The following is a 15,412-nucleotide window of genomic DNA, read 5'->3' as shown; positions in this document are numbered from 1 at the left end:
AGCGCTGCATCGGTGGGTGCGTTTCGCGGCGGGCGACACCGGTTCGTTTGCCGACGCAAGACACGGCAGCCAAGTGCATACGTTGCACACCCTAAAGCCTCCCGGGAAGCTGCAACCCCACACGTTTCCGATGAAGCCCGCACGCACCTCACCCCCATCCACTTCCGCGGCCGCCGGCGCTTCGGCGGAATTCAGCGCGCCATCGCCGTCCGTCGGCAGCAAGCGCCCGAGATCGCCCGGTGCCCTGGCCGATCTGTCCCAGGCCGCCATGCCGAACAAGCGATTGCGTCTGAGCGCGTCCGACGGCAGCCTGAGCGCCGGTCCGGAGGTCAAGGCACCGGCGCTGCAGACGCTGATCGGTACCGAGCGCGCAGCGGATCTGGACGTCCGATTCGGCAGCCTGCAGCCCGTGCGGACCAAGGATGGCGACGGCATCCATGACTGGGAGAAGGATGCGGAGGGGCGGCCGCTGGCGCATCCTCGCTTCATTGCGCTGCAGGGCGGAGACGCGCCGCCGGACTGGACGGACCCGGCGGTGCGGAAAGCGTTCGATATCGACGCGCTCAAGGCGGGCGACAAGCAGTACATCTGGGCCGCCAGCGCGCTGGGCCGCGTGTTCATCGGAGAGGAAGAGCCCGTGGGGCACGACCCCGACTCGGGAAAGCAACGCCGTCGAGGGCACCCGCTGCTGGTCAGCGGCGGTCCAGCGCGCATCTGCGGCGAATTCCGTTTCGACGCAGAGACCGGGAAACTGGTGGTCATCAACAAGTCGGGGCGTTACTCGCGATACGAGGACCGCAGAGAGGCGCAGCTGCAGGAAGTCGCAACGATCATCCGCGCAGCGGTTGCGCCGCTGGGGCTCGAAGTCGAAACGGAATACCGGTCGGGCAAGACGCCGGACGCGCTGGTGCTGCCCAGCCTGGATCCGAAATATCGGGAGCCCCCTGCCGATTGACGGGCACGCCGGTTGACGCGGCACTGCCGTTCGCGCGTGGTGCCGGCATCGGCCTGCCGGCCCGAGTGCCTCCATCGAGCCCTCGCTTAGGGACAACCCCATCTATCAAACGGGAGATGCGGGCGCCCGGACAGCCCACCTAACATCCGACCAGACAAGCGCAATTCTGGGAGGAGGGAGCATGTCTGCGAACACGAGGCGTATCTGGGGTGCGTTGCTGTTGGGATGGTTCGCGGCGGGCTTCAGCCCCGGCGCCCCGGCCGCGCCGGCCGAGCTCGTGGTCAGGAATGGCCGCTTCTATACGCTGGACGCCGGCAAGCCGTGGGCGCAGGCGGTGGCGGTGCGCGATGGCCGGTTCGTTGCGATCGGCAGCGATGCCGAGGTCGCGCAACTGGTCGGGCCGGCGACGCAGGTGGTCGATCTGCACGGCGCGATGGTGGTCCCCGGCTTGAGCGATGTGCATGCGCATCCGGTCGAGGGCGCGTACGAGGCGCTGTACCACTGCGCGCTTGCGCCGGCGGGCGATCTCGATGCGGTGCTGGCCGCGGTCGGCGCCTGCGCCGCGCGGGCGCAGCCCGATGACTGGATCGTCGGCGGGCCGTGGTCCAGCGCGCTGCTCGGTGCGCTGGAGACGCCGGAAAGCCTTGCCGCGCTCGATCGTGCGAGCAAGGGGCTGCCGGTGCTGCTGCGCGACGATACCTTCCATAACCGCTGGGCGAACAGCGTGGTCCTGCAGCGCGCGGGCATCGGCCCCGGCGCCGCCGCGCCCGCCGGCGGCGCGTACGTCATGGCCGACGGCAAGCCCACCGGCCTGATCAAGGAGCCGCCCGCGTGGCAGCCCGTCGAGAAGCTGATCCCGTCGCGCACGCCGGCGCGCCTCAAGCACGCTGCCGAAGCGGCGGCGCGCAGGCTCAACAGCTTCGGCATCACCGGCGTGCAGGATGCCTTCGTCACGCGCCAGATCCTCTCCGGCTGGCACGCCGCCGACACGGACGGCCAGGGCCTGCCGCTGTGCGTGGTGGCGTCGATGGGCGTGGAGCCCGAAGCCGGCGGAGACGGCCTGCCCGGCCGGCAGACGCTCGCGCAGGTGCGCAGCGACCGCCTGCGTCCGGACTTCGTCAAGGTCTTCCTCGACGGCGTGCCGATGAGCTACACCGCGGCCATGCTGGAGCCGTACGCGCCCAGCGATGCCCATGGGCACGACTTTCGCGGTGCGCCGCTCTATGCGCTGGCGGTGCTGACCGAAAAGCTGACGGCGCTCGACCGGCAGGGCACGCCCGTCAAGCTGCATGCCGTGGGCGACGGCGCGGTGCGGCTCGCGCTGGATGCGATCGAGGCGGTGCGCAAGGCCAACGGCATGAACGGCCCCCGCCACCAGATCGCGCACATCACCTTCATCGCGCCGTCCGACATGCCGCGCTTCGCCAGGCTCAATGTCGTGGCGGATGTGTCGCCGATGCTGTGGTTCCCGCACGCCTATACCCCGCTGTTCGAGAAGGTGGTCGGACACGCGCGCACGCTGCACAGCTACCCGATCGGCAGCCTGATCCGGGCCGGCGCGCTGGTCGCGGGCGGTTCGGACTGGCCCGCCGGGCAGCAGACGCCCGACCCGTGGCTCGGCATCGAAGGGCTGGTCACGCGGCGCAATCCGGCCGGTAACGTGCCCGGTGTGCTGGACGCGCACGAGGCGATCCCGCTCGGCCAGGCGCTGCGGCTCTACACCCTCAACAGCGCGACAGCGATGGGGCTGGGCCAGGAGACCGGCAGCATCGAGGTCGGGAAGTCGGCCGACTTCGCGGTGCTGAGCCAGGACCTGTTCAAGATCCCGCCGTCGCGGATCCACCGGACCACGGTGCGCGTCACCTACTTCCAGGGGCGGCCGGTCTATCGCGCCGCCGATCAGTAAAGGTCTGCCCGGGCACGATATGGGGCTGGGCCCCCCTTCAACCGCGGAACAGCGCTCGCCCAGGCCTGGCGCGAGCGCTGTTCAACGGAACGACCGTCACCGGTCGCGCGGCCTTCTTGCGGGACGCTGCGCTGCCTCACTGATCGTGGGGAACGGGCAGCGGGAGCGATGCGTCCTGATGGGTCTTGGCCTGCCGGAATCGGCGGCGCAGCCACTGCTCCAGGTCGTCCACGTAGGTGAACACCACGGGAATCACGAGCAGGCTCAGCAGCGTCGAAGCCAGCAGCCCGCCGATCACGACGATGGCCATGGGCTGGCGGAAGCTGGGTTCCGCCCCCAGGCCGAGCGCGTTGGGCAGCATGCCGGCCCCCATGGCGATGGTCGTCATCACGATCGGGCGGGCCCGCTTGTGGCAGGCGTCCATCAGCGCCGCCAGCCGGCTCAGGCCGTGCTCGCGCCGGGCCATGATGGCGTACTCGACCAGCAGGATCGAGTTCTTGGTCACGATGCCCATCAGCATCAGCAGGCCGATCAGCGCGGGCATGGAAAAGCTCATCCGCGTGATCAGCAGCGAGAGCAGCGCACCGCCCAGCGACAGCGGCAGCGCGCACAGGATGGTAGCCGGCTGCAGGAAGTCGTGGAACAGGAGCACCAGCACCGCATACACGCAGAAGACGCCGATGGCCATGGCCAGGCCGAAGCTCTGGAACAGCTCGCTCATGTTTTGCAGCTCGCCCTGCTGGACCTGGTGGACGCCGGCCGGCAAGTGCTGCAGCGCCGGCAGCTGCTGCGCTTCCTGGTTGACCTCGCCGATGGTGCGGCCGTTCAGCTCGACCGACAGCGTGATGTTGCGCGCGCGGTCGAGCCGGTCGATCTGCGACGGGCCGCTGCCGATGGACAGCGTGCCGACCGAGGCCACCGTCACGCTGCCGTTCGTGCCGGCCACGCGCAATTGGCCGATGGCATCCAGGTCTTGCCGCAAGGCCGGGTCGATGCGCGCCCGGATCGCGATCTGCCGCTCGGGAAGGTTCAGCTTGGGCAGCGAGGTCGAATAGGCGCCATAGGTGCCGATGCGGATGGCGTCGGCCGCCGCCTCGGTCGTCACGCCCAGGGCCGCCGCGCGCGCCGGGTCCGGCCGGAACTGGACTTCGGGGCGCTGCAGCGCGGCGCTGGAGGTGACGTTGCCGATGCCGTGCAGGGTCCGCAACTGCGACTCCAGTGCCGCCGCCGCGCTTTCGAGCGAGGTGGCATCGCTGCCGGCCAGCGTGATCTGCAGCTTCTCGCCGTTGCCGCCGTTGTTGACCGCGACACGCACGCCGGGCAGGTCGCGCAGCTGGTGGCGGATCGCCTCTTCCACCGCCGACTGCTTTGACTTGCGCTCGCCGCGCGCAACGAGATCGACCACGAGCGTCGAGGTGCGGACATCGGCCGTGCTGCTGGTGCCGGCGGCGGGGTTGCTGCTGTCGCTGGCGCTGCCGACCGTGCTGAAGACGCCCTTGACCTCCGGCAGCCGGCGGATCAGCGCCTCGGCCTGCAGCGCCACGGCGCGGCTCTGCTCGAGCGTGCTGCCCGGCGTGAGCTCCAGCGTGACCTGGGTCTGGGCCTTGTCCTGCGCGGGGAAGAAGCCGGTCTTCAGGGCGGCCGCCATCGAGAGCGAGAGCAGCAGCATGAGCCCGGCGGCCAACATGGTGCGGCCGCGCTTGTCGAGCCCGCCGCCGACCCAGCGCAGATACCGCGTCATCACCGGGCCGTCGCGTTCGGCATGCCGGGTCGCCTTCATCAGATAGGCCGCCATCATCGGCGTCAGCAGCCGGGCCACCAGCAGCGACATCAGCACCGCCACCGACGCCGTCACCCCGAACTGCCGGAAGATCAGCCCCGGAATGCCCGACATGAACGCCGTCGGCAGAAACACGGCCACCAGCGCGAAGGTCGTGGCGATCACGGCCAGCCCGATCTCGTCGGCGGCTTCCATGGCGGCCTGGTAGGGCGTCTTGCCCATGCGCAGGTGCCGCTCGATGTTCTCGATCTCGACGATCGCGTCATCGACCAGAATGCCGACCACCAGCGACAGGGCCAGCAGCGTGATGGTGTTGAGCGAATAGCCGGCCAGGTAGATCGCGCCGAAGGTCGGGATGATCGAGAGCGGCAAGGCCGCCGCCGACACCAGCGTGGCGCGGCCGTCGCGCAGGAACCACCAGACCACCGCGATCGCCAGCAGCGCGCCCTCGATCAGCATGCTCATCGAGCCTTCGTAGTTGTCCTCGATGGGGCTGACGGTGTTGCTGGCCTCGGCCAGGCGCACCTCGGGATGCGACTCGGCAAAGGTGGCGATGGCCTTGCGCACGTCGTGCAGCACCGTCACGTCCGAGTTGCCCTTGGCGCGCGTGATCTGCACGCCAACGACCGGCTTGCCGTCCAGGAAGGCATACGACGCGCGGTCCGCCGCGCCGTCGGTGACGCGGGCGATCTGGTCCAGCCGCACGCGCCGGCCGTCGCCGGTGGTGATGGTCAGGGCCGCCACATCCGCAGCCGAGCCCACGCCGACGAGCGTGCGCGAGGATTGCCGTTGTCCGCCGATGTCGCCCTGGCCGCCGGAGCGCTCGCGCTGCATGGCCGTGAGCTCGCTCGAGACGGTCTCGGCCGTCAGCCCGAGGCCGGCCATGAGGGCCGGGTTCAGGTCGACGTGGACTTCGCGGTCGATGCCGCCGATCCGCTCGACCTTGGAGACGCCCTTGACCGACAGCAGTGCCTTGGCCAGATCGTTGTCGACGAACCACGACAGGTCTTGTTCGTCGAGCGTGGTCGAGCTGGCCGTGTACGTCAGCAGCGCGGAATTGGCCGCGTCGCTCTTCGAGACGGTGGGCGCCGCCATCTCGCTGGGCAGGCTGGCGCGCGCGCCGTCCACGGCGTTGCGCACCTCGCTCAGCGCGGCCTGCGGGTCCTTCTCCAGCTTGAAGCTGACGCTGATGCTGACCGCGCCATCCGTGATCTTGGTGGTGATGTGGTCCAGCTGCGACAGCGAGGTCAGCTTGTCTTCGATCTTGCGGGCGACCTCGTTCTCCAGCTGCGAGGGCGCGGCGCCTTCCAGCGAGGCCGAGATGCTGATGGTCGGCAGATCCATGTCCGGAAAATCCTGGACCTGCAGCTTGTGAAAGCCGATCAGGCCGAAGACGGTCAGCAGGATGAAGCACAGCACCGCCGGCACCGGGTTGCGGATCGACCAGGAGGAAATGTTCATCGCGCGGCCCCTTCCTTGGTGTTGCTGGCCACGGCCGACGGCGTGACCCTCACGCGCGCGCCGTCCGACAGGAAGCCGCCGCCGCTGGCCACCACGCGCGCGCCGGCGTCGAGCCCGGTGGTGACTTCGACGCGGCCGTCGCGGCGGCGCCCGGTAGCCACGGTGTGCCGTGCGACGGTTGTGCCGTCGCTGTTGAGCACGTACACGTCCGTGCGGCCGTCGCGCGGCACCAGGGCCGATTCCGGCACGGTCAGCGCCGGCCGGCCGGCCAGTTCGATGCGTCCGCTGGCAAACATGCCGGGCTGGGCGTCGTGTCCGTCCAGCGCCACGTAGACGATGGCCCGGCCGGTGCTGGTCGACAGGGTGGGCGAGACCAGGCGGACCTTGCCGTCGGCGGTCTTGCCGGTGGGCAGGGTCACGTGCGCCGGCTGGCCGGCCTGAATGCGCGTCAGTTGCTGCGCGTCGACTTCCGCCTGCCATTCGACGCGTCCCTGCCGGATCAGCCGGAACAGTTCCGTGCCGGCGCTCACCACGTTGCCGAGCAGCGCCGAGCGCGACGAGATGACACCGTCGTCCACCGCCACGATGCGCGTCTGCGAGACGGTGATGCGCTTGCTTTGCAGCTCAGCCTCGGCGGAGGCGAGCGCGGCGCGGTCGACCGCCTCGGTGATGCGGTATTCGTCGAGCTTCTGCGCCGACAGGGCACCGCTGTCGGCGGCCAGCTTCGAGCGCTTGAGGTCGGCCTGGGCCTGTTCGAGGTTGGCGCGCGCCTGGGCCACCGCGGCTTCCTGCTTGCGCAGGTCTGCCGTTGCGGTGGCATCGGCCAGCCGTGCGAGCACTTGCCCGCGCTTGACGGTGCTGCCCACGTCGGCCAGCAGTTCGGTGATGCGCAGGCTGCCGGTCTCCGCCCCGATGACGGCTTCCTGCCACGCGGCGGTGGTGCCGTTGGCCTCGATGGTGTCGGGCCAGTCCAGGCGCGTGGGCTCGGTCAGGCTGACGGCGAGCGCGGCGGGAGGCGCCTGCGTTTCGGCGCGCGCGGGCGCGGTGGGGGCCAGCCGCCACAGGGCAATGCCTGCCACGGCGAGGAAGGCCGCCAATGCGGCCATGCGGCGATTCAGTTTCACGGTGTCGTTCCTTGTGCGGGCGCAGCGGTGGCATGAGGGGTCGAGGCCAGGGCCTGGTCGGCCTGCCAGCCGCCGCCCAGTGCCTTGTAGAGCGTGATCCAGTCGCGCACGCGGTCCCGCTGCAGTTCAATGAGCGTGATCTCGGCGGTGGTGGCCGAGCGGCGGGCCTCTTCCAGCGTCAGCAGGGTGTCGAGGCCGGCCCGCCAGTTGGTTTCGATGGCGCCGACGTAGCGGCGGTATTGCTCGGCGGCCTGGCGCGCGTCGTCGCTGCGGCGCGCGGCGCCGTCGAGCGCGACCAGCGCCTGCTCGACCTCCTTGACCGCCGTGCGCACCGAACTGCGATACGTGGCGAGCTGCGCGTCGTAGGTGGCTTGCGCCGAATCCACCGCGGCCTTGCGCTGGCCGGCATCGAACAGCGGCACCGACAGGCTCGGACCGAACGACCAGCTCGACATCGGCGCGGCGAGGGTGGTGGCCGAGATCGCGATCGACCCCGACAGCGACAGGCTCGGGAAACGATTCGCCCGGGCCTTCGCGATCGACGCATAGTCGGCCGCCAGATCGCGCTCGGCCGAGGCCAGGTCGGGGCGCTGGCGCACCAGGTCGGCCGGCACGCTGGTCACGCTGAAGGTGTCGGGCTGCGGCAGGTCGGGCGCGCCGGGGCGGTCGATGATGCCGCGCAGGGTGGGCTCGTCCGTGCCCGTGAGCGCGACCAGCGATTTGACCAGCGTCTCGCACGCGACGCTCTGCTCCGTGGCCGTGGCATTGGCGCTGGCCGTGCTGCCCTGCGCCAGATAGCCGTCGGAAGCCGCGGTCATGCCCGCGGCCACCGCGGCGCGCGTTGACTTGGCGGTCTGCGCGCGGGAAGCCGCCGCTTGCGCATACGCCTTGGCAAGCTGCCGGCAGGCCCGGTATTGCACATAGTCGTCCGCCACTTCCGCGGCCAGCGACACGCGCGCGTCATGCCAATCGTCGATGCGGGCTTCCAGCTGCGCCTGCGCCGATTGGCGGCTGGCGCGAACCTTGCCGAACAGGTCGATCTCCCAGGAGGCGTCCAGTCCGCCGCTGCGCGTGGTCGACAGGCTGGACACGGTGGTGTCGCCGGCGGCGGTGGCCGACTTGGCCCGCGTGACCGACGCGCTGCCGGTCAGGGCGGGCCATGCGTCGGCGCCGTTGGACACCAGCGTGGCGCGCGCGCTGTTGATCTGCGCCACCGCCTTGGCCAGCGACGGGCTGTCGGCTTCGGCCCGCCGGATCAGCTCGGCCACCGCCGGATCGTTGAACCGGCTCCACCAGTCGACCAGGCTCGTGACGCTGGCGCCATGCGGCCGCTCCGCCTGCCACTGGGTGGCGATCGCCGTCTGCGGTGCCTGGTACGGCGGCTGCAGGGCGCAGGCGCTCAGCGCCAGGCCGCCGGCAAGTGCCGCCAGCCGCGTCCGCAGACGCCGGCATCGTTTCCATCCGTCCAATGCATGCTCCCAGGCCCACCTTGGGCCGATGGAAGCCATTGTCCGGATCACACCGTCCAGTGCGGTATGGCTGGGTTAAGTTGCGTAAAATTGCGGCGGAACCGCTTCCTGATGCGGTATCCGGCGCGCCATACTGCTGCCATGACCGATCCTGACCGCACTTCCATGACTCGCGTGCTGCTGGTCGACGACGACGCCGAACTGACCGGGATGCTGGTGCAGTATCTCGCGCACGAGGGCTTTGCCGCAGAGGTCGCGCATGACGGCGAAGCCGGCGTGGCCCGCGCGCTCTCGGGGGACTTCGCCATCGTGGTGCTCGATGTGATGATGCCGCGCCTGTCGGGCATCGACGCATTGCGCCGCATCCGGGCCGCCAGCCAGGTGCCGGTCGTCATGCTGACGGCGCGCGGCGACAACATCGATCGCATCTCCGGCCTGGATCTCGGCGCGGACGACTATGTCCCCAAGCCCTGCACGCCGGGCGAACTCGTCGCCCGCCTGCGCGCCATCCTGCGCCGTACCTCGGGTGCCGATGCGGGCGCCGCCGCCGGGGCGATCCACGCCGGACCGCTCGCGCTGTGGCCCGCCAGCCGGCGCGCCACCTGGCTGGGCAGCGCACTGGAATTGACGGGCACCGAGTTCAGCCTGCTCGAAGTCCTGGCACGCCATGCGGGACGGCTGGTCAGCAAGGAAGACATCTCGCTGCAGGCCTTCGACCGGCCGCTGGCGCGTTTCGATCGGCGCATCGACGTGCATATCAGCAGCATCCGCCAGAAGCTCGGCCAGCGTCCCGATGGGCAGCCGTGGATCGTCAGCGTGCGCGGCATGGGCTATCAACTGCTTGCGGACTGAACCATGAAGCTGCCGGTCGGACGCCTGTTCTGGAAATGTTTCGCCGTGCTCTGGCTGGCCATGGTCGCGGCATTCGTGTGCGCCGGCCTGTATCTGCGGCTGACCGGGCATCCGCCGCCGCCGTCCGAGCCGCGCTGGTTTTTCCTGATTCCGGTCGTGTCCGGGGCCGCGGTCGGATTGCCGGTTGCCTTTGCGCTGGCGTGGTATCTGGCCAAGCCGCTGCACCACCTGAGCATGGCGCTGCGCCACGCCGCGCGGGCGCGCTTCGACGTGCGCGTGCTGCCGCTGCTCGGGTCGCGCCGCGACGAGCTGGTGGAGCTCGCGCGCGAGTTCGACCATATGGCCGCCCTGCTGCAGCAGGCCGCGGCCCAGCATCGCCAGCTGTTTCACGACGTCTCGCATGAGTTGCGCTCACCGCTGGCCCGTATCCAGGCGGCGGTCGGGCTCATGCAGCAGAGCCCGCAATCGGGGCCGGTCATGGCCGAGCGCATTGCCCGGGAGGCCGAGCGGCTCGACCGCCTGATCGAGGAACTGCTGACGCTGCACAAGCTGGAGGCCGGCGCCATTGGTCCGGTGCGCGAGCGTATCGATGTCATGGAGCTGCTGGCCGACATTGCCCAGGATGCCGCCTTCGAGGCCCAGGCGCGCGCTTGCGCCGTGACCCTGGATGCGCCCGGCAGCTTCGTGGCGGAGGTCGCCGGGGAGACGCTGTACCGCGCCTTCGAAAACGTCGTGCGCAATGCCGTCAAATACACGGCTCCCAATACGACCGTGGAAATCCACGCCCAGGTGTCCGCGCCGGCCAACCCCCAGGGCGGCGACGTGAAATGGCTGGAGGTGAGCGTGTGCGACCGGGGCCCCGGCGTGCCGGCCGAGTTCTGCGAGACGATTTTCGAACCGTTTCGCCGCCTCGAGCCGCACTGGCATGAGGGCGCGGCGCAAGCCGTGCCCGGCACCGGGCTCGGCCTGGCCATTGCGCGGCGCGCACTGGCGCTGCACGGCGGCTCGATCCGGGCCGTGCCGAGAGAGGGGGGCGGCCTGCGCGTGACGGCGCGCCTGCCAAGCGCGGTGATGAGCGCGCCCCCTTCGGACCACCCGTAGGGCGTGTCCCCGGGATCGGGCAGCCGGATACCGCGAGGCGGGGCATCGGCGCGCACGCCACGGTGGGCCGTGTGACCATTGCGCATCCGCATCCGCATCCGCATCCGCATCCGCATCCGCATCCGCATCCGCATCCGCATCCGCATCCGCATCCGCCCGCACCTGCCCATGCGGCTGCCCGTTGAGATCGGGCCGGCACGGCGGCGCGGGCCCGGTCCGCCAGCCGTCGTCAGCGCCTCACTGGCCGCGGTTCACTGCTCCGCCGCCAGGTCGTGGCGCGTGTCCGCGGATTGGCGCAGCGCGGGCGGGTCGATGAACGGCCCGAGGCGCGCGCGCTGGTAGGCCGCATCGTCGCCGGGAAACTGCTCGGGAATGACAAAGCCGCCGGGGCGCAATGCCTCGGCCGGATACGACTTGACGCGGCCGGGGTTGTGCTTGCGCGGCAGGTTGTTGGTGACGTAGGCGGCGATGTCGTAGGCCTCGTCCACCGTCAGCCGGGGCGATTGCCGCGTGCTGCCGTAGGGCATGTTGGCGGCCAGGAAGCGCGCGAGCAGCGGCACCATGGCCATGTGGCCGCCGTCGTCGTAGCTGTCGTTGCCGGCAATCGGCGGGAAGGCGTAGCCGGCGCCGCCCGCAAAATTGGGCGCTTTGATGCCGGTGCCGTCCGGCTGGTGGCAGGCGACGCACTGCTCGCGGTAGAGCCGTTCGCCGCGTCCGGCATCGGCCGCGCGGTTGGGCATCGCCACCTCGTCCAGGCCGGTCTGGGCCATGCGCGTATCGGGCCTGCCGGCGCGGCCGAGCCATTTCAGGTAGGCCAGGATCGCCTGCATCTCGGGCCCGTCGGCGGGGATGCCGCCCGCCGGGCCCTTGCCGACCATGCCGGCGATGCGCGTCTCCAGCGAAATCACCTTCATCGACTTGATGTCGAGCTTCGGATATTCGTTGACCACGTTGACCAGCGGCAGCGAATACGGCTTGGTGCCGGGCAGGCCGGACGGCCCCACGGCATGGCAATGCACGCAGTTCAGGTTGTTGCCGGCAAACCGCCTGGCCGGGTCGGGCGCGTTGGGGCCGATCAGGGTGGAGGTGCGTGTGAGCAGTGCCTGGCCATACCGGATCGCGTCGCCCGCCTTGCCGGTCGGGATGGCCGCCGGGTCAGGCTCGGCCCACGGCCGCACCGGCTGCGCCGCCTCGCGCTCGCGCAGCTGGATGGCGCGGGCGGTGTCGACCGCTTCGCCGGCATGCGGCGCGGGGATGTCGGGGGCGGCGGGCGGCTGCGCGCCGGCCGTACCGGCGCACAGGCCGGCTGCGAGCAGCAGGATCGAGCGCAGGGTCGCCGTCATGTGTGCTCCGCGATGATGGCGGCGGCCGACGTCGCCGGCCGGTGGCTGCGGTGAAAACCGCGCGGCCGCATCGGCTTGATGCGCTGTGTCGAGATGCCGGCCGGTTTGAGCGTTGCTTGGAGCATGCCGTATGCCCTCCTTCAAAAGAAAGCATCGTAGGCGGCAGATCGGCGTATCTCAATGCGCTCAATGCGCGGCTGGCATCCGCTAGGGTACGTTCACACCAAGAGTACCTTCGACAATCAGGGCGAAGTTGATGATGGCAATGGACATCACATATGGCTTTATCGTCGAGGGTTCAGCTACGACTTCAACAAGCATGTTCTTCCGAACCAACCCTAAGCTCTTGCGACCGATACACAGCCTCCTGGACGAGCCGTTCGACTTCGCGGCCGGAGACAGTATTGCGGGTCCCTTGCGCAAGCATTTGGCCCATCGGGCCGATTTCGACAGCCTTGTCGCGCTGGGTCGTCTCTACGATCGGGCGCAATCATCTGCGCAGCGCGGACTGATTCAGGTCCGGCCGCTGCTCGAGGAATCATTGTCGGTGGTTGTGCGGCCCGACACGGACTTGAGGGGTATCTGCCAAACGGCGTTCACAGGTGAGACACCGCGACTGCCAGAAGTGCATGGCGCGCGGTACCTCAGTTACGTCAGCGTTCAGTGTCAGCTTGAACGCCTATATGACCATCTGGGGCTGCGGCGCATGGGAATGGGCAGCGCTTTGCAAAAGGCCGAAGTGGTTGCAGCCGTCCGCTTTCTGATGTTGAACGAAGCACTTGTCCTGTGCTTGGCGGGCCTTGCCAAGGTCTTCCACCATGAGAATCGGTTCCACATCTCCGTGCGGGACGCCGCCGCTCAGGAAACCCTTCATGCGACCTGGTTTGCGCGTGCCCTGGATCAGAGCAGCCGGACAAGTACCCTCGCCATGATCAAGGCGCTGGTGGATGATGGTGCAATGACCGTTCGCGATTTGACACCCGTGATTGAGAAAATCCTGGATCAGGATCTGGCCATCCCGTGGCGTCGGCTGACCGATCAGGGGCGTGCCTTGAAGAGTGTCCAACACCTCTATGGTGCGGTTGCTGTCGTCGGCGTGGTTGCCGCGGCGGGTGTTCGCGGTGAAGCAGTCAAGATGACACGATCGGACCTGTTGCGATATGGCCTGGACTTCAGCGAGGTGTCTGGCCTTGTGTACCGCCAGACGCAAGCGCTGGTGACCGATCAGTTTGTCACCCGCAAGGGCGATACGCTGTGCCTGCGAATCGAAGCCGCATCCAAAGGCTTGCGTCGCTACTACCGCGCGCTTGAGTTGGAGTTCGGCGAGCGCGACGTGCTGAGAACGCATATCGGTGGGTTCTTCTTTGAGAAAACCCATATTCGGCACCGCATCGAACATGGAGATGACTACAAGCCCAGATACCAGGTGCTTGAGGGCTTTGATCAGCACAAGGTTCTAGACGACGCCCCGAACCAATGCGACATCGAGTTCATCATCAGAGATGTCCAGCAACGGCACTACTATTTCATCCAGGTCAAGCACTCCTTGCTCGGTGAGGAGGGCTTTTTCAAGCCGATTGTCGAGGCGATACAGGACGATATTGGCCACGGGATTTTCCAGCTGCGGGAAGCCAAGCGCCTGTTGGAAGCCAACCGGCTCTGCAAGACCCTGGCCGCGAGGGACATTGAAGATGCGACGCCGGAGAATTGCAGCTTCGTGCTGCTGCATAACATCGCCCAATTCGATTTCCAGAGCACCGAAGACGGCATCGCCTTGTATGACTGGGCGACGTTTCGCAATCTGCTCAAGGATGCCGAGTGCCGTGTTGGCCGAGCCGATGGCGAGCCGGAGCCTATCCGCCTGCGGGGCCCCCTGCTGATCGACCATCCCATGACCGTGATCCGACGGTTGCTTGCCGAGCATCCTGTCTATTGCGCAATGAACACGGGCGGAGGGTGGTCACAAGAGCGTGCCGCCACGGAGTACGCTCTCGAAGGAAAGACGATTTGCGTGAGCGGTCTTGGCATCTAGTCTCACGGGTAGACGAAGCGGCGCCCGACGGGCTGCGCAGGATGGCACGCGCCTGTATGCAGGATGCATGCGCGAGCTGATTGCCCAGTCGGTCCGGGGGGCGGACAATCGCGTTGGCGTCGCGGTTGCGGGGCGTCGAGTGCTACCGGGCCGGCTCAAGCTGGCGATGGCGTGTGCTTCGCCGTCAAGTCGGGGGGCGCGCATTGCCTGGGCGGCTGTAGCCGCCGATAGTTGGAGGCGTGTTTTGCTTCTGGCCTCGACTGCATGACCGACCTTTCACCCACCGCTTCTGATGATGCCGGCTGGCTTGCGTGAATGCGGCGGCCCCGCCGACACAGGCAAGGCCGCCGGATTCTGCCAAACTACCGTGCCGATCCCGCCTTGCCGCCCATGGAACTCTATCAACTCAAAGCCGCCCTCGCCGTCGCGCGCACCGGTCAGCTCGGGCGTGCCGGCGAACAGCTGCACCTGACGCAGTCCGCGGTCTCCAAGCAGATCAAGAGCCTGGAGGACGAGCTGGGCGTGCTGCTGTTCGACCGGACCCCGAGCGGGATGACCGCCACCGCGGCCGGCCGCCGGCTGCTGGCCGTCGCGGGGCGCATCGTGGAGTCCGCCCAGGAGATGGGCGCGCTGGCGGCGTCGCTGCGCGAGCATGTGTCGGGGGTGCTGCGGCTGGGCACCATCATCGATCCGGAGTCGCTGCGCCTGGGGGCGCTGCTGGCGGCGCTGCTGCGGTTCTATCCGCACGTGGACGTGTCGCTGGTCCACGGCATTTCCGGCAGCGTGCTGCAGATGCTCAAGGATGGCCAGGTGGACGCCTGCTTCTACCTCGGCGCGGTGCGGGACCCGGAGATCGCGGCGTATCCGCTGACCGTCGAGCACTACGTGGTGGTCGCGCCGGCCGCGTGGGAGGCCCGGCTGCGCCAGGCGACCTGGGCCGATCTCGCCGCCATGCCGTGGCTCGCCACGCCCGCCGGCAGCTCGCAGCACGGGCTGGTCGCGCAGATGTTCGCCGAGCGGGGGCTGTCGTACACCACCGTGGTCGAGGCCGACCAGGAAGCCTCCATGATCGACCTCGTGCAGTCCGGCGTGGCGCTGGGCCTGATGCGCGAGCGCCTCGCCGCCGGCATGGCGCTGGGCGGGCAGGCCGTCGTCTGGAGCGGGGCGCGCCTGCCTTGCCCGCTGTGCCTGCTGCATCGGCGCGCCGGCGCGGACGACGCAGTGGTGCAGGCGCTGCTGGCGACCATTCCCATGGTCTGGCCGGCTGATACCGGGGCGGCCTGACGGCGCGTGCCATGCCTCAGGGTTTCCCCTCGCGCGCATGGCGGCGGTGCGCCGCCGGGCCTTGTCGCAGCGCGGTATTCCTGGGCGTCCACGCTGCCTTGACGA

The 15,412-nt window shown here is 69.1% G+C and carries 11 protein-coding genes; 6 read left to right on the top strand and 5 right to left on the bottom strand.

What is annotated here, in order from left to right; all coding sequences use genetic code 11:
* Nucleotides 1-130: 130 nt before the first annotated feature.
* A complete protein-coding gene (locus tag GO999_RS21205; RefSeq protein ID WP_019719901.1) occupies nucleotides 131-955 on the top strand; it encodes a hypothetical protein in 825 nt (274 codons plus the stop codon).
* A gap of 181 nt (nucleotides 956-1,136) precedes the next feature.
* On the top strand, nucleotides 1,137-2,861 hold the full coding sequence (locus GO999_RS21200) for an amidohydrolase (RefSeq protein ID WP_211906829.1): 1,725 nt from the start codon (nucleotides 1,137-1,139) through the stop codon (nucleotides 2,859-2,861).
* 136 nt (nucleotides 2,862-2,997) lie between these two features.
* Here the strand turns inward: GO999_RS21200 and GO999_RS21195 are convergent, their stop codons facing one another.
* Genes GO999_RS21195 through GO999_RS21185 form a run of 3 tightly spaced genes read right to left on the bottom strand, consistent with a single transcriptional unit; the run spans nucleotide 2,998 to nucleotide 8,734 of the window.
* Nucleotides 2,998-6,102 carry an efflux RND transporter permease subunit gene (locus tag GO999_RS21195; protein WP_211906828.1) on the bottom strand — a complete coding sequence of 1,035 codons (3,105 nt, stop codon included), beginning with the start codon at nucleotides 6,100-6,102 and terminating at the stop codon, nucleotides 2,998-3,000.
* Nucleotides 6,099-7,226 (bottom strand): efflux RND transporter periplasmic adaptor subunit, encoded by a 1,128-nt coding sequence (locus tag GO999_RS21190; protein WP_081365376.1) that lies wholly within the window; start codon nucleotides 7,224-7,226, stop codon nucleotides 6,099-6,101. The genes GO999_RS21195 and GO999_RS21190 overlap by 4 nt, the downstream gene beginning before the upstream one ends.
* Nucleotides 7,223-8,734 carry an AdeC/AdeK/OprM family multidrug efflux complex outer membrane factor gene (locus GO999_RS21185; RefSeq protein WP_049800508.1) on the bottom strand — a complete coding sequence of 504 codons (1,512 nt, stop codon included), beginning with the start codon at nucleotides 8,732-8,734 and terminating at the stop codon, nucleotides 7,223-7,225. Before GO999_RS21185 ends, GO999_RS21190 begins: the two co-directional genes overlap by 4 nt.
* Nucleotides 8,735-8,860: 126 nt before the next feature.
* Here GO999_RS21185 and GO999_RS21180 point away from each other — a divergent pair, with 126 nt between their 5' ends.
* Entirely contained in the window at nucleotides 8,861-9,547 is a 687-nt protein-coding gene (locus GO999_RS21180; RefSeq protein WP_014632003.1) for a response regulator transcription factor, read from the top strand.
* A 3-nt stretch (nucleotides 9,548-9,550) separates the two neighbouring features.
* Nucleotides 9,551-10,648 carry a HAMP domain-containing sensor histidine kinase gene (locus GO999_RS21175; RefSeq protein ID WP_019719906.1) on the top strand — a complete coding sequence of 366 codons (1,098 nt, stop codon included), beginning with the start codon at nucleotides 9,551-9,553 and terminating at the stop codon, nucleotides 10,646-10,648.
* Nucleotides 10,649-10,899: 251 nt separating this feature from the next.
* On the opposite strand, the gene GO999_RS21170 is transcribed toward GO999_RS21175, so the two are convergent.
* Entirely contained in the window at nucleotides 10,900-11,991 is a 1,092-nt protein-coding gene (locus tag GO999_RS21170; RefSeq protein WP_211906827.1) for a c-type cytochrome, read from the bottom strand.
* Nucleotides 11,988-12,116: a hypothetical protein gene (locus GO999_RS25005; RefSeq protein ID WP_016723544.1), complete on the bottom strand. Its 129-nt coding sequence runs from the start codon at nucleotides 12,114-12,116 to the stop codon at nucleotides 11,988-11,990. The genes GO999_RS21170 and GO999_RS25005 overlap by 4 nt, the downstream gene beginning before the upstream one ends.
* Before the next feature lie 131 nt (nucleotides 12,117-12,247).
* Between GO999_RS25005 and GO999_RS21165 the strand changes: the two genes are divergently transcribed.
* Complete coding sequence (locus GO999_RS21165) at nucleotides 12,248-14,023, top strand: hypothetical protein (protein WP_135006117.1); 1,776 nt, start codon at nucleotides 12,248-12,250, stop codon at nucleotides 14,021-14,023.
* Between the two features lie 390 nt (nucleotides 14,024-14,413).
* Nucleotides 14,414-15,307, top strand: a complete 894-nt coding sequence (locus GO999_RS21160) for a LysR family transcriptional regulator (protein WP_019719909.1) — start codon at nucleotides 14,414-14,416, stop codon at nucleotides 15,305-15,307.
* Nucleotides 15,308-15,412 lie beyond the last annotated feature (105 nt).

This window comes from Ralstonia nicotianae (assembly GCF_018243235.1).
Classification (GTDB): Bacteria; Pseudomonadota; Gammaproteobacteria; order Burkholderiales; family Burkholderiaceae; genus Ralstonia; species Ralstonia nicotianae.
The sequence above is the reverse complement of the archived record's forward strand: the minus strand, read 5'-3'. Positions and strand labels throughout refer to the sequence as shown.